Source organism: Atlantibacter sp. MEI4A-1023 (assembly GCF_056155425.1).
Genome location: NZ_CM149568.1, coordinates 390,490 through 407,490, shown reverse-complemented (window position 1 = coordinate 407,490; position 17,001 = coordinate 390,490). Strand labels below are relative to the sequence as shown.

Sequence of the window (17,001 nt, the reverse complement as noted above, 5' to 3'; positions counted from 1 at the left end):
AATTATGCGCAGTGTAAATGAGAATAGTTATGACTACAATAGCACAATTGTAAACGGTAGAGAGCGAGCGTAACGAAAATTACCGAGCAGAAACTTACTGAGCAATATAAAAACAAAAAGGGCGCCGAAGCGCCCTTTTCAATTCAGGGTAATTACTTAGCCCAGAACTTTAGCAACAACGCCCGCGCCAACGGTACGGCCGCCTTCACGGATTGCGAAACGCAGACCGTCGTCCATCGCGATCGGGTGGATCAGGGTAACAACCATTTTGATGTTGTCGCCCGGCATTACCATCTCAACGCCTTCCGGCAGTTCGATGGTGCCAGTCACGTCAGTGGTACGGAAGTAGAACTGCGGACGGTAGCCCTTGAAGAACGGAGTGTGACGGCCGCCTTCGTCTTTGGACAGAATGTACACTTCAGATTCGAACTTGGTGTGCGGCTTGATGGAGCCCGGCTTCGCCAGTACCTGACCACGTTCGATTTCTTCACGTTTGATACCACGCAGCAGAACACCCACGTTCTCGCCCGCACGGCCTTCGTCCAGCAGTTTGCGGAACATTTCAACGCCGGTACAGGTTGATTTCGCAGTATCCTTGATACCCACGATTTCAACTTCTTCACCCACTTTGATGATGCCGCGCTCTACACGACCGGTAACAACGGTACCACGGCCGGAGATGGAGAATACGTCTTCGATCGGCAGCAGGAACGGCTTGTCAATCGCACGCTCTGGTTCCGGGATGTAGGAATCCAGGTAGCCAGCCAGTTCGATGATTTTCTCTTCCCACTCTGCTTCGCCTTCCAGCGCTTTCAGCGCGGAACCACGAACGATCGGGGTGTCGTCGCCCGGGAAGTCGTACTGAGACAGCAGTTCGCGAACTTCCATCTCAACCAGTTCCAGCAGCTCTTCGTCATCAACCATGTCGCATTTGTTCAGGAACACGATGATGTACGGAACGCCTACCTGGCGACCCAGCAGGATGTGCTCACGGGTCTGCGGCATCGGGCCGTCAGTCGCAGCAACAACCAGGATCGCGCCGTCCATCTGCGCAGCACCGGTGATCATGTTTTTCACATAGTCGGCGTGGCCCGGGCAGTCAACGTGCGCGTAGTGGCGAGTCGGGGTGTCATATTCAACGTGAGAGGTGTTGATGGTGATACCACGAGCTTTTTCTTCCGGCGCGTTATCGATCTGATCGAATGCACGAGCAGAACCACCGTAGGTTTTAGCCAGAACGGTAGTGATGGCAGCAGTCAGGGTAGTTTTACCGTGGTCAACGTGGCCGATAGTACCAACGTTAACGTGCGGTTTTGTACGTTCAAATTTTTCTTTAGACACGGCTATATTCCTTACTATAGTGCTCTCCCCAACAGAGGAGAGCACGGGACATTAGTTTTAACCCCGGGGCTTATTTGCCACGAGCTTCAATTACGGCCTGAGCAACGTTGTTCGGCGCATCATCATACTTCAGGAATTCCATAGTATAAGATGCACGACCTTTGGTCAGAGAACGCAGCTGAGTCGCATATCCGAACATTTCAGACAGCGGTACTTCAGCGTGGATCTTAACGCCAGTAACTTCAGATTCCTGACCGCGCAGCATACCACGACGACGGCTCAAGTCACCGATAACGTCACCGGTGTTCTCTTCTGGAGTTTCTACTTCAACCTTCATGATCGGCTCAAGCAGAACAGGTTTCGCTTTCTTAAAGCCTTCTTTAAAGGCGATAGAAGCGGCCAGTTTAAACGCCAGTTCAGAGGAGTCAACGTCATGGTAAGAACCGAAGTGCAGACGCACGCCCATGTCTACTACCGGGTAACCCGCCAGCGGACCAGACTTCAACTGCTCCTGGATACCTTTATCAACGGCCGGGATGTATTCGCCAGGAATTACACCGCCCTTGATGTCGTTGACGAACTCATAACCTTTCGGATTTGAGCCCGGCTCCAGCGGGTACATGTCGATAACAACATGACCGTACTGACCACGACCACCAGACTGCTTAGCGTGTTTACCTTCAATGTCGGTAACTTTCGCGCGAATCGCTTCGCGGTAAGCAACCTGAGGTTTACCCACGTTAGCTTCAACGTTGAACTCACGCTTCATGCGGTCAACGATGATGTCGAGGTGCAGTTCGCCCATACCGGCGATGATGGTCTGGTTAGACTCTTCGTCAGTCCATACGCGGAAAGACGGGTCTTCTTTAGCCAGACGGCCCAGAGCCAGACCCATTTTTTCCTGGTCAGCTTTGGTTTTCGGTTCTACGGCGATGGAGATTACCGGCTCAGGGAATTCCATACGCTCCAGAATGATCGGCGCGTTCGGATCACACAGAGTATCACCCGTAGTCACGTCTTTCAGACCGATAGCAGCCGCGATGTCGCCTGCGCGAACTTCTTTAATCTCTTCACGTTTGTTGGCGTGCATCTGTACGATACGACCAAAACGCTCACGAGCCGCTTTCACGGAGTTCAGCACAGTATCACCAGAGTTAACCACGCCAGAGTACACGCGGAAGAACGTCAGGTTACCTACGAACGGGTCGGTAGCAATTTTGAACGCCAGTGCAGAGAACGGCTCGTCATCGTTAGCGTGACGCTCAGCCGGGGTATCTTTACCGTCATCCAGCATACCGTTGATCGCAGGTACGTCAGTCGGTGCCGGCAGGTAATCGATTACCGCATCCAGCATTGCCTGAACACCTTTGTTCTTAAACGCAGAACCACAGGTTACCAGGATGATTTCGTTGTTCAGAACGCGCTGACGCAGAGCTTTCTTGATTTCTTCCTCGGTCAGCTCTTCGCCGCCCAAGTATTTTTCCATCAGCTCTTCAGAAGCTTCAGCAGCAGATTCGATCAGATTCTGGTGCCATTCTTCAGCCAGGTCCTGCATATCAGCCGGGATATCTTCGTATTCGAAGGTCACGCCCTGATCTGCGTCGTTCCAGTTGATGGCTTTCATTTTCACCAGGTCAACAACGCCGGTGAAACCTTCTTCAGCACCAATCGCCAGCTGCAGCGGAACCGGGTTCGCGCCCAGACGGGATTTGATCTGACCAACAACTTTCAGGAAGTTCGCACCCATACGGTCCATTTTGTTAACGAACGCGATACGCGGAACTTTGTATTTGTTTGCCTGACGCCATACGGTTTCAGACTGCGGCTGAACACCACCAACTGCGCAGTAAACCATTACCGCACCGTCAAGAACACGCATGGAACGTTCTACTTCGATGGTGAAGTCAACGTGGCCCGGGGTGTCGATGATGTTTACACGATGCGGTTCATACTGCTTAGCCATACCAGACCAGAACGCAGTAGTCGCTGCGGAGGTGATGGTGATACCACGCTCCTGCTCTTGTTCCATCCAGTCCATGGTAGCGGCGCCGTCATGAACTTCACCGATTTTATGGTTTACACCGGTGTAGAACAGAATACGTTCGGTAGTAGTGGTTTTACCGGCGTCGATGTGTGCACTGATACCGATATTACGGTAGCGTGCAATGGGTGTTGTACGAGCCATTTGATTCCTCGTTTATTGCATTAGGCGTTCAGATTAAGTTAACCAGTGCGGGCAACCCAACTGAAGCGCCCGCCTGGTGACTATCATTCCGAAGGGATTACCAACGGTAGTGTGCGAACGCCTTGTTGGCTTCGGCCATACGGTGAACGTCTTCACGTTTCTTCACTGCAGTACCTTTGTTGTCTGCAGCGTCAGTGAGTTCGTTCGCCAGGCGCAGAGCCATGGATTTATCACCGCGTTTACGAGCAGCTTCAACGATCCAACGCATTGCCAGGGCATTACGACGGACCGGACGAACTTCAACCGGAACCTGATAAGTTGAACCACCAACGCGGCGAGACTTAACTTCTACAGTCGGGCGCACGTTTTCGAGAGCAACTTCGAAAGCTTCCAGTTCAGATTTACCAGAGCGTTGAGCCAGGGTCTCAAGAGCACTGTATACGATTGATTCTGCAGTAGATTTTTTACCATCTACCATCAGGATATTTACAAATTTAGCCAGCAGTTCTGATCCGAACTTCGGATCCGGCAGAATTTTACGCTGACCAATGACGCGACGACGTGGCATGGAAATACTCCGTTGTTAATTCAGGATTGTCCAAAACTCTATGAGTTTAGTTTGACAGTAATATAAAACGTTTGGCCTTACTTAACGGAGAACCATTAAGCCTTAGGACGCTTCACGCCGTACTTGGAGCGAGCTTGCTTACGGTCTTTAACGCCGGAGCAGTCAAGCGCACCGCGAACGGTGTGGTAACGAACACCCGGGAGGTCTTTAACACGACCGCCACGGATCAGGATCACGGAGTGCTCCTGCAGGTTGTGACCTTCACCACCGATGTAGGAGGTCACTTCAAAACCGTTTGTCAGACGAACACGGCACACTTTACGCAGAGCGGAGTTCGGTTTTTTCGGAGTGGTGGTATATACACGGGTACATACACCACGTTTTTGCGGGCATGCTTCCAGCGCTGGCACGTTGCTTTTTGCAACTTTGCGAGAGCGTGGTTTGCGTACCAGCTGGTTAACTGTTGCCATTAAATAGCTCCTGGTTTTAGCTTTTGCTTCGTAAACACGTAATAAATCGACCTCATATAATATGAGGACGCAGAATTTTATGGCTCTGTCGAAAAGGAGTCAAGAAATATACAGCGATCTCAGGCTACCAGTTCATCTGACTTGGATGTTTAATGGCTAATCTGACGAAGTCATTATAGCTAACCCTGCCAATATCGGTCGAAATTTGACCACTCAAACCTCGCGCAAGAATGTCATTTTCCAGCGCGTGAAGAGATATGGGGGCTTGCTGTAATAATTCAAGGAAAGAGGAGCCTGCGATACCGGCCGCTACGCCGTCCTGAATCAGCAGTACATCGTCGCCAGAGGCGAGCATCCGCAGGAAGTGATTGAAATCCATCTGCCAGGGTGAGCGCGTTAAGGTATGCAGCATTGAAACCTCAAAAACGTAAAATCACATCGTATTGGTTTAGCGTGTCCCGTAATTGCGCGCTGCCCAGCATTTCTGCCTTCATCACAAACTCACTGGCGTCCGGGTTGAGTCCACGCTCGCGCAACGAGTCGGCGCACAGCCAGCAGTTCTCGATATCATAGAGCGCCAGCAGTTTGAAGGTAGAGATGTAATCGCGGGCCAGGATCTCTGCGGGCTGCTGCCCTGCCAGGATTTGAAAAACGCCGTCGCCGGTAAAGAAAACGCCGATCTCATCACTCAGCGCCGATGTCGCTAACAGCGCATCCAGGCCTTCGCGCCCTGCTGAAGAGCCATGTGGGGCAGTGGCAAAAACAAACGCGACACGTTTCATTAGAATTGCACCATACGATCGCTGGTCAACGCCGCCTCAGCCAGTGCGCCAAGACCACTTAACCGAAACCCCGGCTGAAGGTTCGCGCCCGGCAAATTAAGCTGCTGCGCCTGTTCTTCGTCGGTAATGCCGCGCCGCAACGCCGCTGCGACGCAAATATGCAGCGCAACGCCGCGCTCTTCGCTTAAACGCTGCCAGGCGCGCACTATATCGAATTCGTCGCTGGCAGGAGACGTCAGTTGGTTCGCGTTGTATACGCCTTCCCGATAAAAGAAGACGCTTTCCACGCTGTGCCCTTCGTCGAACGCTGCCAGGGCAAACTGATAAGCGCTGCTGGCTTGCTGTGTGCCATACGCCGGGCCAGTGACCATAAGCGCAAAACGCATTAGCGGTCTTGCCCGGTAAAGTCGCCGCTCTTGAACTGGCGAATATAGAGGTAAACCGTGTGCTTGGAGATGTTCAACCGATCGGCGACCTGGTTGATGGCGTCTTTAATATCAAAAATGCCTTTCTCATAAAGGTTCAGCACAATCTGGCGGTTCTTGGCGTTGTTGGAGACGTTGCGATCGGCATTGACCTCTTCAATGGTGAACTCCAGCGTCTGCATCACAAGGTCTTCCACCGAGGAAGCGAAGTTAACCGAGGACGGCACTTCCTGGTCCTGGGTTTCCGGCGGCACAAAGGTACTCATAATCTGTGAGAACGGCACGTCAAGGTTCATATTGATGCACAACAGGCCAATCACCCGCTGATCGCGGTTACGAATAGCAATCGTCACCGACTTCATCAGTACGCCGCTTTTGGCGCGAGTGAAATAGCACTTCGACACGCTGCTGTCGGCGCCGGTCATATCATGCAGCATACGCAGCGCCAGATCGGTAATTGGCGATCCAATTTTTCGCCCGGTGTGTTCGCCATTGGCGATGCGGATGGCGGAGCATTTCAGGTCCTGCAATGAGTGCAACACGATTTCGCAATGTGAGCCAATCAGCATGGCTAACCCGTCCACTACCGCTTCGTAGGATTTAAGGATATCGAAATCAGTTTGATCAAAAGGACGCTGATCCAGTAAATCGAGTTCACTGGTCTCGTTGGTCAAAAGCGAATTGGACATGAAAGAATACCACCCTATACATAGAGCCTGTCGTATTTAGGTGTCAGGGCAGACTCATCACTCAGTTGTTACGCAAACAGATAAAGTAATACAGCGTCAGACGTGTTTGCCAGTTTTAATTATACCGTTATCTTTCAGGTTGCGTGCGCCCTGGTCCGAAACATAACGGACAGCTCCCGTCTGGCAAATAAAAAACCGCCGCCTGGCAGGCGGCGGTTTCAAACGGTTGCTTACTTCTTAGCGTCGTCGCCAGCAGCTGCTTTGCCCTCTGCCGCAGCTTCCGGCGCGGCATCCGCTTTCGAGGCCGGCTTGATATCCAGCAGTTCTACGTCAAAGACCAGCGTAGAGTTGGCAGGAATACCCGGTACGCCGTTTTTACCGTAAGCCAGCTCCGGTGGGATAACCAGCTTGATTTTACCGCCTTTCTTGATGTTTTTCAGGCCTTCAGTCCAGCCCGGGATCACACCGTCAAGACGGAAGGAGAGCGGTTCGCCACGGGTGTAAGAGTTATCAAACTCCTTTCCGTCGACCAGCGTGCCTTTATAGTTAACCACGACGGTATCGCTGTCTTTCGGCGCATCGCCAGTACCGGCTTTTTCTACTTTATACAGCAGGCCAGTAGAAGAGGTTTTCACGCCTTTCTCTTTGGCGAAAGTATCACGATAGGCTTTGCCTTTATCGGCATTTTCTTTCGCGTCTTTTTCCATCTTCTCTTGCGCGGATGCTTTCACACGGGCTTCAAACGCCTGGAGAGTCTGCTCGATTTCCTGATCGGAAAGTTTGCTCTTATCTGCAAATGCGTCTTGAACACCGGCAATCAGCTGTGCTTTATCTAATTTGATGCCCAGCTTTTCTTGTTCTTTTAAGGAGTTTTCCATGTAACGACCCAGCGAAGCACCCAGCGCATAAGCTGATTTCTGGTCGTCGTTTTGGAATGCTGATTTGCTCTCAGCAGTTGCAGCAGGCGCGGCCGCAGGAGCAGCAAACGCAGGTGCATTCAGAGCAACGGCCATGGTGGTCGCCAACAGCGTGACTTTAAACAGTGATTTCATCCATTTCTCCAGAACCGAGGCCTCTCACCCCGGTTTAATATCAGCAAAGAGGCTTACTATAACGTCGCGGAAGAAATCTACACAATCTTCGGGACCGTTATAGGATCAAAATGAGACTATTTTTGTGTGCAGAAGTTTCATCCGCGGCAAATCACCGCTGCAAGCGCTCTGTTTTTTCGCGTAAAATCACAAAATATGTTTAAACGCTGTCAGAGAGGGTAGTCATGCAGCATCAATCGACCGAACAACGGCTGGCAGAACTTGAAAGTCGTCTTGCATTTCAGGAAATTACCATCGAAGAGTTAAACCAGACGGTAACCGCGCACGAACTGGAAATGGTTAAGCTGCGCGAGCATTTACGGCTGTTAGTGGATAAGCTGAAAGCCACACAACCTTCGATGGTTGCGCCGCAGTCTGAAGAAACGCCCCCGCCGCACTATTAATTCCGACCAATAAAAAAGGCAGCCAGGCTGCCTTTTTCGTTTAGCGCTTAGTGGCAGCCGCAGCCGCCGTTGCCGCCGCAACCGCCTTTGCCATGCTCATGACCGTGGTCATGGCCGTGGCCACCGCAGCAGCCGTCGTGACCATGGTCGTGATCGTGGTCATGACCATGCGCACCGTGAACGTGGCCATGAGCCAGTTCTTCTTCGGTCGCTTCGCGGATCGCAACAACTTCCACATTGAATTTCAGATTCTGGCCAGCCAGCATGTGGTTGCCATCAACAACAACGTGGTCGTCTTCCACTTCAGTGATTTCAACCGGAACCGGGCCCTGGTCAGTTTCAGCCAGGAAACGCATGCCAACCTGCAGCTCGTCAACGCCCATGAACACGTCTTTCGGTACGCGCTGTACCAGATTTTCGTCATACTGACCGTAAGCGTCATTCGCGCCAACAGCAACGTCGAATTTATCGCCGACGTCATGGCCTTCCAGCGCATTTTCCAGACCGGAAATCAGTGAGCCATGACCATGAAGATAGTCCAGCGGTGCACTCACCGGAGACTCATCCACCAATACACCGTCTTCTGTACGTACCTGATAGGCCAGGCTGACCACCAGGTCTTTTGCTACTTTCATGATATCTCCTGAGCGTGGAAAAATTTCTGGCGCCGATTGTAACGGAAATCGACGCCTGTGTACCCCTAAGCTTAAAAAAAGCTGGTGGATCGCGCTAGTCGGGATGGAAAATCCCTATCACCTGTTCTTGCTCGCGCACATGCGGCTGGGCGGATTTATCCGCTTCGCGCATCTGATGCCCGCACTTAACGCATTCAACTATATCGACATTGTTTTCGCGCCACATCGCCAGCGAATCTTGCGCCTGGCAGGACGGGCAGACCGCCCCGGCTATAAATCTTTTTCGCACTGCGGTACCTCGTTGTTACTCAAACTCATCCCAACCATCAAACTGCCGCCGCTCCTGCTGCATTTCGCGCTGGAAGATCTCTTCCAGTTCGCGGCGGGCTTCGCGCACGCGGGATATCTGCGCGGTATCGGTATGGATCGGCATTAATTCCCGCAGCATCCGCATATCCAGCCGACGAAAATGAAGCTGCGCGCGCTGGGCCTGATGGGGATGCAGCCCCACCGATATTAACGCTTTGCGGCCAAGCTCAAGCGCACTGGAGAACGTCTCGCGAGAAAACTGCGTGACGCCCGCCTGCAACAGCTCATGCGCTTCAACGCGCCCCCGCGCACGGGCCAGAATCGCCAGATGAGGGAAATGCTGTTGGCAAAGGTGCACAATCTTTAGGGTATCTTCCGGCTCATTGCTGGTGATGACAATGGATTTTGCTTGTTCCGCCCCGGCAGAACGCAAAAGCTCGAGTTGTGTCGCATCCCCGTAGTAAACCTTATAGCCATATTTGCGCATCAAATTGACGCTGCTAATATCGCGCTCCAGCACCGTAATACGCATCTTATTGGCCATCAGCAAGCGTCCGATCACCTGACCGAAGCGCCCAAAGCCCACGACGATCACCTGCGGCTTATCATCCTCCACCCAAGGTTGCTCATCACCCTCCTCAGGTTCGTTGAACCGGCGTGCCAGATGCTTATCAATGCGCTTCATTAATAGCGGCGTCGTCATCATTGATAGCGTCACGGTGACCAGCAGCAGCGCCATTTGGTCCCCCTGAAACAGCCGTTGCGATGACGCCGTCGAAAACAGCACAAACGCGAATTCGCCGCCCTGGCTGAGCACGCCGGAAAACTGCAACCGTTCCGAATTACGCAACCCATAGAGATGGGCGAGGCCGTAAAGCACCGCCATTTTCACCGCCACCAGAATTGCGACGCCTGCCACCACCAGCAGAATATGGGTATAGAGCACGCCGAGATTAAGCGCCATGCCGACGGAGATAAAAAACAGTCCCAGCAATAAGCCTTTGAAGGGATCGATAGCGATTTCCAGCTCATGGCGGTACTCGCTTTCCGCCAACAGGATCCCGGCGATAAATGTCCCCAGCGCCATCGACAGGCCTAACGCGTCCATAAACAGCGCCGAACCCAGCACCAGCAGCAGCGTCGCGGCAGTAAATACCTCGCGGACGCCGGAGCTGGCAATAAAGCGAAACACCGGGCGCAGCAGATAGCGGCCGCCAATCAGCATCCCGGCGAACGCCAGCACCTTCAGGCCGACTTTAGCCCAGTCGAGATGCTCATCGGCATTGCCCGCCAGCAGCGGCACCAGGGCCAGCGCCGGGATCACCGCCAAATCCTGAAACAGCAGCACAGAAAAACCCAGTTGCCCGGACTCGCTACGGTTCATGCCTTTTTCACGCATTAGCTGTAGTGCCATGGCGGTAGAGGACATCGCCAGACCAATCCCGCCGACAATCGCCGCCTGCCAGGAGAATTTCGTCAGTATCAGTAACACCGCTAAGATACCTGCGCTGAGCAACACCTGCGCCGCGCCCACGCCGAATATCGAGCGCCGCAGTTGCCACAGTTTGGCCGGGTTCAGTTCCAGCCCGATGATAAACATCAGGAACACCACGCCCAGCTCAGAGAAGTGAAGGATCTCATCGACGTCGCTGATAAAACCCAGGCCCCACGGGCCGATGGCAATCCCCGCCAGCAAATAGCCTAACACCGCGCCAATGCCCAGCCGCGCCGCCAGCGGCACGGCCACCACCGCAGCGAATAAAAACAGCACGCCCGCTAACAACAGATCCGCGCCTTCCATTATCGGCCTCCCGGAATGCGCGGCGACGCCAGCCATTCGCCATAGGCTTTGGCGTGGTTTTCTAATTCCGCCAGCGCCTGGCGACGCGCCCAGTAGACGATCATCGGCGATAGCCACTGCATATGGCACATGGCCGCCGTCAGTTCGAAGGGACGAAGAATTTCATTGAGAGAGTAGCGATTAAAACCATCACCGCGATAAGCGCCTTCCGGCTCGCCGGTGGTGATCACGCTACGCCAGTACTTTCCCGCGAGCTGATTCCCTCCCGGTCCGCTGGCAAAGCCGCGGCTGAGTACCCGGTCGAGCCACTCTTTAAGTAATGCGGGGCAACTGTAGGTATAAAGCGGGTGTTGAAACACAATGACGTCGTGCGCCAACAGCAGTTCCTGTTCGCGGGGGATATCGATAAAAAAGTCTGGATAGTGTGCATAGAGATCGTGCACGGTAACATTTGCAAGTTGCGAAGCCGGCTTAAGCAGAACCCGGTTAGCCACCGAGTCCTGGGATTCCGGATGGGCATACAGCAGCAACACTTTCGCTGTGTCTGACATCATTCCCCTCCCGGGCGTATTACTTTTCTCTTTCTGACGGGCACGCAACAGCCTGCGCCGCCGATCTTCTTGCCGCGATGGCGCAGCCAGAATGATTTTGTGTATCGTCTTCTTTTTGGGCTACCATTGCGGCCCGGTGCGGCAAATCGCCCACACCTTACATTATCATAATGACAAATTAACATAGTCAGAACATACGGCGCTCTATGATTGTATTCTCCTCGTTGCAAATTCGTCGCGGCACACGCGTACTGCTGGATAACGCGACTGCTACCATCAACCCCGGCCAAAAAGTGGGGCTGGTGGGTAAAAACGGCTGTGGTAAATCCACCCTGCTGTCGCTGTTGAAAAGCGAAATCACCGCCGACGGGGGGAGCTACACCTTTCCGGGCAACTGGCAGCTCGCCTGGGTAAACCAGGAAACCCCTGCCCTCGCCGTCCCGGCCATTGAATACGTGATCGACGGCGATCGCGAATACCGCCAGTTTGAGCGCGAGCTTAACGACGCCAACGTCCGCAATGACGGGCATGCCATCGCTACCGCGCACGGCAAACTCGACGCCATAAACGCCTGGACGATCCGCGCCCGCGCCGCCAGCCTGCTGCACGGCTTAGGCTTCAGCAACGAGCAGCTTGACCGCCCGGTCAGCGATTTCTCCGGTGGCTGGCGGATGCGCCTTAACCTGGCGCAGGCGCTGATCTGCCGTTCCGACCTGCTGTTGCTCGATGAACCCACCAACCACCTCGACCTGGACGCGGTTATCTGGCTGGAAAAATGGCTGAAAAGCTATCAGGGGACGCTGATTTTGATTTCCCACGACCGTGACTTTCTCGATCCGGTGGTGAATAAAATCATTCATATCGAGCAGCAGACGATGTTCGAATACACCGGCAACTACAGCTCGTTCGAGCGCCAGCGCGCCACGCGCCTTGCGCAGCAGCAGTCGATGTATGAAAGCCAGCAGCAACGCGTGGCGCACCTGCAAAGCTTTATCGACCGTTTTAAAGCCAAAGCCTCCAAAGCGAAGCAGGCCCAGAGCCGCATCAAAATGCTTGAGCGCATGGAGCTGATTTTGCCGGCGCACGTCGACAACCCGTTCCACTTTAGTTTTCGCGCCCCGGAAAGCCTGCCCAACCCGCTGCTGAAAATGGAAAAAGTGAGCGCTGGCTATGGCGATAAAACGATTCTCGACTCAATTAAACTCAACCTGGTGCCGGGCTCGCGCATCGGTTTGCTGGGCCGTAATGGCGCGGGTAAATCAACGCTGATCAAACTGCTGGCGGGCGAACTGGCTCCGATGCAGGGCGAAATCGGTCTGGCGAAAGGCATTAAGCTGGGTTACTTCGCCCAGCACCAACTGGAGTTTTTGCGTGCCGATGAGTCGCCGCTCCAGCATTTGGCGCGTCTTGCGCCGCGTGAACTGGAACAACAGTTGCGCGATTATCTCGGCGGATTCGGTTTCCAGGGCGATAAGGTTAGCGAGAATACCGAACGCTTCTCCGGCGGCGAAAAAGCGCGCCTGGTGCTGGCGCTGATCGTCTGGCAGCGCCCTAACCTGCTGCTGCTTGATGAACCGACCAACCACCTCGATCTGGATATGCGCCAGGCATTGACCGATGCGCTGATTGAATTTGAAGGCGCGCTGGTGGTGGTCTCGCATGACCGCCATTTACTGCGTTCCACCACCGATGATCTGTACCTGGTGCATGACGGCAAAGTGGAAGCCTTCGACGGCGATCTGGAAGATTACCAGAAGTGGTTAAGCGACCTGCAAAAGCAGGAAAGCCAGCCGGCAGAAGCCGCAAAAGACAACGCCAACAGCGCCCAGTCGCGTAAAGATCAGAAGCGCCGTGAGGCAGAGCTGCGCACCCTGACGCAGCCGCTGCGCAAAGAGATTATGCGTCTCGAAAAGCTGATGGAAAAACTCCAGCAGCAGCTTGCCGATGTGGAAGAACAGCTTGGCGACAGCACACTGTACGATCAAAGCCGTAAGGCCGACTTAACGGACTGCCTGCAACGCCAGGCCAAAACCAAAGGCGACCTGGAAAACTGCGAAATGGAATGGCTGGACGCTCAGGAGCAGTTGGAGCAACTGCTTCAGGAGCCATAATCACCGATGCCCTTCTTCGGCCAGCATCACGGGAAGGGCGAATACTCACGATGAACCTGTGCTATGGCTGAAATTACTCCTGCGGATTTAACCGAGAACGAAGAGACGTCGCGCCATTTTCGGCCTATGCCGGGCGCGCGCAATCCCCATCTGCAAACCATGCTGCCGCGCATCCTGCGGCGGCGGCTCCAGTTCACCCCGGTATGGCAGCGGCTGAATACGCCCGATGGCGATTTTGTCGATCTGGCCTGGAGCGAAGATCCAGAACAGGCGCGCCATAAGCCCCGGCTGGTGATTTTCCACGGTCTGGAAGGCAGCCTGAACAGCCCTTACGCCCACGGTCTGATCCAGGCGGCGAAAGCCCGCGGCTGGCTGGGGGTGGTAATGCATTTTCGGGGATGCAGCGGTGAACCGAATCGCATGCACCGCATTTACCATTCCGGCGAAACCGAAGACGGCCGCTGGTTTCTGGAGTGGGTCGCGCAACAGTTTGGCGAGCAGCCCACCGCGGCGGTAGGTTTTTCTCTCGGCGGCAATATGCTGGGCTGCATGTTGGCGAAGTATCCGCAACTGCCGGTCAACGCGGCGGTGATTGTCTCCGCGCCGTTTGTGCTGGAACACTGCTGCTACCATATGGAACAAGGCTTCTCCCGGGTTTATCAGCACTACCTGTTGAATTTGCTTAAGGCCAATGCCTCGCGCAAGCTGCTGGCTTATCCCGGTACGCTGCCGGTGGATATGGCCCAGCTGAAAGGGATCCGCCGCCTGCGCGAATTCGACGATTTGATCACCTCAAAAGCCCACGGTTTTGACGACGCCATCGATTATTACCGGCGCTGTAGCGCAATGCCGCTACTGGCGTCAATTACCCAGCCTACACTTATCATTCATGCGCAGGACGACCCGTTTATGGATAGCCACGTTATCCCGGATATCGCCCAGCTACCGGCCAATATCGAATACCAGTTGACCGAATATGGCGGGCACGTGGGATTCGTAGGCGGTACCGCCCTGCGTCCGAAAATGTGGCTTGAAGCGCGCATTCCCGACTGGCTCACACTTTATCTGGATAAACCATGATTATTCCCTGGCAATCCCTCGACCCGGAAACGCTTGAAAACCTCATTGAAGCTTTTGTCTTGCGGGAAGGCACCGATTATGGTGAACATGAACGCTCGCTCAGCGATAAAGTCTCTCAGGTAAAGCACCAGCTGGAACGCGGCGACGCGGTTCTGGTGTGGTCGGAACTGCATGAAACGGTCAACATCATGCCGCGCGATCAGTTTCGGGGGTAAGACCGCTCGCTGAACAATAAAAACCACTGGCGGCTGATCAGACCGCCAGAACTCATTCGCCTTGCACGGGTCTTATTTGCACGTCGCTACCCTAAGGAGTTGTTCCGCTATGTCTGCCCAACATCCGATCATCGCCGTTACCGGCTCCAGCGGGGCCGGGACCACCACCACCAGCCTCGCTTTTCGTAAGATTTTCGCCCAGCTCAACCTGCATGCCGCCGAAGTGGAAGGGGACAGCTTTCATCGCTATACCCGCCCTGAAATGGATATGGCGATCCGCAAAGCGCGCGACGTGGGCAGGCACATCAGCTATTTCGGGCCGGAGGCCAACGACTTTGGCCTGCTGGAACAGACTTTTAATCAGTACGGGCAAACCGGTACCGGGCAATCGCGTAAATATCTGCATACCTATGACGAAGCCGTACCCTGGAACCAGGTACCGGGTACTTTTACCCCCTGGCAACCGTTGCCCGAACCCACGGACGTGCTGTTTTACGAAGGGTTGCATGGCGGCGTGGTGACGCCCCATCATGATGTCGCGCGCCATGTGGATTTGCTGGTGGGCGTGGTGCCGATCGTCAACCTGGAATGGATCCAGAAGCTCATCCGTGACACCGGCGAACGCGGGCACTCCCGGGAAGCGGTGATGGATTCGGTCGTGCGTTCGATGGAAGACTACATCAACTTCATCACGCCGCAGTTCTCGCGTACCCATATTAACTTCCAGCGTGTCCCCACCGTTGACACATCAAACCCGTTTGCCGCGAAGGCAATTCCCTCGCTGGATGAGAGCCTGGTGGTGATTCACTTCAGGAACCTGGAAGGGATAGATTTCCCCTGGCTGCTGGCCATGTTGCAGGGCTCATTCATTTCCCACATCAATACATTAGTGGTGCCAGGCGGGAAAATGGGGTTGGCGATGGAGCTGATCATGCTGCCGCTGGTAAAAAGAATCATGGAAGGGCGAAAAATTTAAGGCGGCAACGCCGCCTTATTAAGCACTTATCCTTCAATCACTTCGTAGGAATGGGTGACGTTCACCGCTTTTTCCAGCATCAAGGCAACTGAACAATATTTCTCTGCCGACAGATCCACCGCACGGGAAACCGCCGCGTCTTTTAACGCTTTACCGGTCACGATGAAATGCAGGTTGATGTGGGTAAAGTAGCGCGGCGCTTCTTCACGGCGCTCGGAGGTCAATTTCACCTCGCAGTCGGTGATGTCATGACGTCCTTTCTGAAGGATCGACACCACATCAATGGCGCTGCAACCGCCCGCCGCCATTAATACCATTTCCATCGGGCTGGGCGCTTTGTCACCGGAGTTGCCGTCCATTAAAACCTGGTGTCCGGAAGCGGACTCACCGAGAAAAGTTAACCCTTCTACCCACTTCACTCTTGCCTGCATTTTGGTTACTCCAGTGTTTCAAAATTACTGACAGATTACGCGGCTGTAACAAAACGCGCAACGGATGAGAGCCAGGTCAAGCTGAAACGAGACAATAGGAGACACTCACGTAAAGCTATGCTAAAACAGTCGGATGCTACAGCGATACATTGATGTAATGCATGTGTGCATACGACCACACCTATTACAGGCCACAGGACGTTAAAGGCCCCTTCTCCGGCCAGGAGAAGAGACGATTGCAAAAACCCAGAGGGTTATTATTGTTGCTCTCTGGAGTCAGCTTAAAACAGAGGATAACCGCGCATGGTGCTTGGCAAACCGCAAACAGACCCGACTCTCGAATGGTTCTTGTCTCATTGCCATATTCATAAGTACCCATCGAAGAGCACGCTGATTCACCAGGGTGAAAAGGCGGAAACGTTGTATTACATCGTTAAAGGCTCCGTGGCAGTGCTGATTAAAGATGAAGAGGGCAAGGAAATGATCCTCTCTTATCTGAATCAGGGCGATTTCATCGGCGAACTGGGATTGTTCGAAGAAGGTCAGGAACGCAGTGCCTGGGTTCGCGCCAAAACGGCGTGTGAAGTGGCAGAAATCTCTTATAAAAAATTCCGTCAGCTAATTCAGGTTAACCCTGACATCCTGATGCGTCTTTCTTCGCAGATGGCGCGCCGTCTGCAAGTGACGTCAGAGAAAGTGGGCAACCTCGCCTTCCTTGATGTGACTGGCCGCATTGCACAAACGCTGCTGAATCTGGCTAAACAGCCGGATGCCATGACCCACCCGGATGGTATGCAGATCAAAATTACCCGTCAGGAGATCGGCCAGATCGTCGGCTGCTCCCGCGAAACCGTTGGCCGCATTTTGAAAATGCTTGAAGATCAAAACCTGATCTCCGCCCACGGTAAGACCATTGTGGTTTACGGTACCCGCTAAA

The 17,001-nt window shown here is 53.9% G+C and carries 20 protein-coding genes; 6 read left to right on the top strand and 14 right to left on the bottom strand.

Going from position 1 to position 17,001, the window contains the following annotated elements; translation table 11 throughout:
* Positions 1-156 precede the first annotated feature (156 nt).
* From tuf to fkpA, 9 genes are all read right to left on the bottom strand, one after another.
* Positions 157-1,341, bottom strand: a complete 1,185-nt coding sequence (gene tuf / locus ACVV26_RS01910) for an elongation factor Tu (RefSeq protein ID WP_125317950.1) — start codon at positions 1,339-1,341, stop codon at positions 157-159.
* A 70-nt stretch (positions 1,342-1,411) separates the two neighbouring features.
* Positions 1,412-3,526, bottom strand: a complete 2,115-nt coding sequence (fusA, locus tag ACVV26_RS01905) for an elongation factor G (RefSeq protein ID WP_312981841.1) — start codon at positions 3,524-3,526, stop codon at positions 1,412-1,414.
* 97 nt (positions 3,527-3,623) lie between these two features.
* Positions 3,624-4,094 carry a 30S ribosomal protein S7 gene (gene rpsG, locus ACVV26_RS01900; RefSeq protein ID WP_183170380.1) on the bottom strand — a complete coding sequence of 157 codons (471 nt, stop codon included), beginning with the start codon at positions 4,092-4,094 and terminating at the stop codon, positions 3,624-3,626.
* Positions 4,095-4,189: 95 nt separating this feature from the next.
* Positions 4,190-4,564, bottom strand: coding sequence for a 30S ribosomal protein S12 (rpsL, locus tag ACVV26_RS01895; RefSeq protein ID WP_002436309.1), 375 nt, complete (start codon positions 4,562-4,564; stop codon positions 4,190-4,192).
* Positions 4,565-4,688: 124 nt separating this feature from the next.
* Positions 4,689-4,976 carry a sulfurtransferase complex subunit TusB gene (gene tusB / locus ACVV26_RS01890; protein WP_474799751.1) on the bottom strand — a complete coding sequence of 96 codons (288 nt, stop codon included), beginning with the start codon at positions 4,974-4,976 and terminating at the stop codon, positions 4,689-4,691.
* Between the two features lie 7 nt (positions 4,977-4,983).
* Positions 4,984-5,346, bottom strand: coding sequence for a sulfurtransferase complex subunit TusC (gene tusC / locus ACVV26_RS01885; RefSeq protein WP_474799750.1), 363 nt, complete (start codon positions 5,344-5,346; stop codon positions 4,984-4,986).
* Positions 5,346-5,732, bottom strand: coding sequence for a sulfurtransferase complex subunit TusD (gene tusD, locus ACVV26_RS01880; RefSeq protein ID WP_474799749.1), 387 nt, complete (start codon positions 5,730-5,732; stop codon positions 5,346-5,348). The genes tusC and tusD overlap by 1 nt, the downstream gene beginning before the upstream one ends.
* On the bottom strand, positions 5,732-6,460 hold the full coding sequence (locus ACVV26_RS01875) for a helix-turn-helix transcriptional regulator (RefSeq protein ID WP_474799748.1): 729 nt from the start codon (positions 6,458-6,460) through the stop codon (positions 5,732-5,734). Before ACVV26_RS01875 ends, tusD begins: the two co-directional genes overlap by 1 nt.
* Before the next feature lie 230 nt (positions 6,461-6,690).
* Positions 6,691-7,512 (bottom strand): FKBP-type peptidyl-prolyl cis-trans isomerase, encoded by an 822-nt coding sequence (gene fkpA / locus ACVV26_RS01870; protein ID WP_312981848.1) that lies wholly within the window; start codon positions 7,510-7,512, stop codon positions 6,691-6,693.
* A 224-nt stretch (positions 7,513-7,736) separates the two neighbouring features.
* Here fkpA and ACVV26_RS01865 point away from each other — a divergent pair, with 224 nt between their 5' ends.
* Complete coding sequence (locus ACVV26_RS01865; protein ID WP_474799747.1) at positions 7,737-7,955, top strand: protein SlyX; 219 nt, start codon at positions 7,737-7,739, stop codon at positions 7,953-7,955.
* 47 nt (positions 7,956-8,002) lie between these two features.
* Here the strand turns inward: ACVV26_RS01865 and slyD are convergent, their stop codons facing one another.
* The 4 genes from slyD to kefG form a co-directional block, all read right to left on the bottom strand.
* Positions 8,003-8,590: a peptidylprolyl isomerase gene (gene slyD, locus ACVV26_RS01860; protein ID WP_144131595.1), complete on the bottom strand. Its 588-nt coding sequence runs from the start codon at positions 8,588-8,590 to the stop codon at positions 8,003-8,005.
* A 94-nt stretch (positions 8,591-8,684) separates the two neighbouring features.
* Positions 8,685-8,879: a YheV family putative zinc ribbon protein gene (locus ACVV26_RS01855; RefSeq protein WP_312981853.1), complete on the bottom strand. Its 195-nt coding sequence runs from the start codon at positions 8,877-8,879 to the stop codon at positions 8,685-8,687.
* A 15-nt stretch (positions 8,880-8,894) separates the two neighbouring features.
* Positions 8,895-10,700: a glutathione-regulated potassium-efflux system protein KefB gene (kefB, locus tag ACVV26_RS01850; RefSeq protein ID WP_474799746.1), complete on the bottom strand. Its 1,806-nt coding sequence runs from the start codon at positions 10,698-10,700 to the stop codon at positions 8,895-8,897.
* On the bottom strand, positions 10,700-11,251 hold the full coding sequence (gene kefG, locus ACVV26_RS01845) for a glutathione-regulated potassium-efflux system ancillary protein KefG (protein WP_474801693.1): 552 nt from the start codon (positions 11,249-11,251) through the stop codon (positions 10,700-10,702). Before kefG ends, kefB begins: the two co-directional genes overlap by 1 nt.
* Positions 11,252-11,457: 206 nt before the next feature.
* Here kefG and ACVV26_RS01840 point away from each other — a divergent pair, with 206 nt between their 5' ends.
* From ACVV26_RS01840 to ACVV26_RS01825, 4 genes are all read left to right on the top strand, one after another.
* Positions 11,458-13,362 carry an ABC transporter ATP-binding protein gene (locus tag ACVV26_RS01840; protein WP_474799745.1) on the top strand — a complete coding sequence of 635 codons (1,905 nt, stop codon included), beginning with the start codon at positions 11,458-11,460 and terminating at the stop codon, positions 13,360-13,362.
* 63 nt (positions 13,363-13,425) lie between these two features.
* Positions 13,426-14,442 carry a hydrolase gene (locus tag ACVV26_RS01835; RefSeq protein ID WP_474799744.1) on the top strand — a complete coding sequence of 339 codons (1,017 nt, stop codon included), beginning with the start codon at positions 13,426-13,428 and terminating at the stop codon, positions 14,440-14,442.
* The gene (locus tag ACVV26_RS01830; RefSeq protein WP_125292526.1) at positions 14,439-14,657 is read left to right on the top strand and encodes a YheU family protein; all 219 of its coding nucleotides are present in this window, start codon (positions 14,439-14,441) and stop codon (positions 14,655-14,657) included. Before ACVV26_RS01835 ends, ACVV26_RS01830 begins: the two co-directional genes overlap by 4 nt.
* A 109-nt stretch (positions 14,658-14,766) precedes the next feature.
* Positions 14,767-15,633, top strand: a complete 867-nt coding sequence (locus ACVV26_RS01825) for a phosphoribulokinase (protein ID WP_474799743.1) — start codon at positions 14,767-14,769, stop codon at positions 15,631-15,633.
* Between the two features lie 26 nt (positions 15,634-15,659).
* Here the strand turns inward: ACVV26_RS01825 and ACVV26_RS01820 are convergent, their stop codons facing one another.
* Positions 15,660-16,064, bottom strand: a complete 405-nt coding sequence (locus tag ACVV26_RS01820) for an OsmC family protein (protein ID WP_161659793.1) — start codon at positions 16,062-16,064, stop codon at positions 15,660-15,662.
* A gap of 303 nt (positions 16,065-16,367) precedes the next feature.
* Here ACVV26_RS01820 and crp point away from each other — a divergent pair, with 303 nt between their 5' ends.
* Positions 16,368-17,000: a cAMP-activated global transcriptional regulator CRP gene (crp, locus tag ACVV26_RS01815; protein ID WP_000242758.1), complete on the top strand. Its 633-nt coding sequence runs from the start codon at positions 16,368-16,370 to the stop codon at positions 16,998-17,000.
* The last annotated feature ends 1 nt before the right edge of the window (position 17,001 follow it).

Coding starts and splice junctions, on each gene's coding strand:
- fusA (WP_312981841.1), bottom strand. CDS start 3,526: ATGGCTCGTACAACACCCATTGCACGCTACCGTAATATCGGTATCAGT.
- rpsG (WP_183170380.1), bottom strand. CDS start 4,094: ATGCCACGTCGTCGCGTCATTGGTCAGCGTAAAATTCTGCCGGATCCG.
- rpsL (WP_002436309.1), bottom strand. CDS start 4,564: ATGGCAACAGTTAACCAGCTGGTACGCAAACCACGCTCTCGCAAAGTT.
- tusB (WP_474799751.1), bottom strand. CDS start 4,976: ATGCTGCATACCTTAACGCGCTCACCCTGGCAGATGGATTTCAATCAC.
- tusC (WP_474799750.1), bottom strand. CDS start 5,346: ATGAAACGTGTCGCGTTTGTTTTTGCCACTGCCCCACATGGCTCTTCA.
- tusD (WP_474799749.1), bottom strand. CDS start 5,732: ATGCGTTTTGCGCTTATGGTCACTGGCCCGGCGTATGGCACACAGCAA.
- ACVV26_RS01875 (WP_474799748.1), bottom strand. CDS start 6,460: ATGTCCAATTCGCTTTTGACCAACGAGACCAGTGAACTCGATTTACTG.
- fkpA (WP_312981848.1), bottom strand. CDS start 7,512: ATGAAATCACTGTTTAAAGTCACGCTGTTGGCGACCACCATGGCCGTT.
- ACVV26_RS01865 (WP_474799747.1), top strand. CDS start 7,737: ATGCAGCATCAATCGACCGAACAACGGCTGGCAGAACTTGAAAGTCGT.
- slyD (WP_144131595.1), bottom strand. CDS start 8,590: ATGAAAGTAGCAAAAGACCTGGTGGTCAGCCTGGCCTATCAGGTACGT.
- kefB (WP_474799746.1), bottom strand. CDS start 10,700: ATGGAAGGCGCGGATCTGTTGTTAGCGGGCGTGCTGTTTTTATTCGCT.
- kefG (WP_474801693.1), bottom strand. CDS start 11,251: ATGTCAGACACAGCGAAAGTGTTGCTGCTGTATGCCCATCCGGAATCC.
- ACVV26_RS01840 (WP_474799745.1), top strand. CDS start 11,458: ATGATTGTATTCTCCTCGTTGCAAATTCGTCGCGGCACACGCGTACTG.
- ACVV26_RS01835 (WP_474799744.1), top strand. CDS start 13,426: ATGGCTGAAATTACTCCTGCGGATTTAACCGAGAACGAAGAGACGTCG.
- ACVV26_RS01830 (WP_125292526.1), top strand. CDS start 14,439: ATGATTATTCCCTGGCAATCCCTCGACCCGGAAACGCTTGAAAACCTC.
- ACVV26_RS01825 (WP_474799743.1), top strand. CDS start 14,767: ATGTCTGCCCAACATCCGATCATCGCCGTTACCGGCTCCAGCGGGGCC.
- ACVV26_RS01820 (WP_161659793.1), bottom strand. CDS start 16,064: ATGCAGGCAAGAGTGAAGTGGGTAGAAGGGTTAACTTTTCTCGGTGAG.
- crp (WP_000242758.1), top strand. CDS start 16,368: ATGGTGCTTGGCAAACCGCAAACAGACCCGACTCTCGAATGGTTCTTG.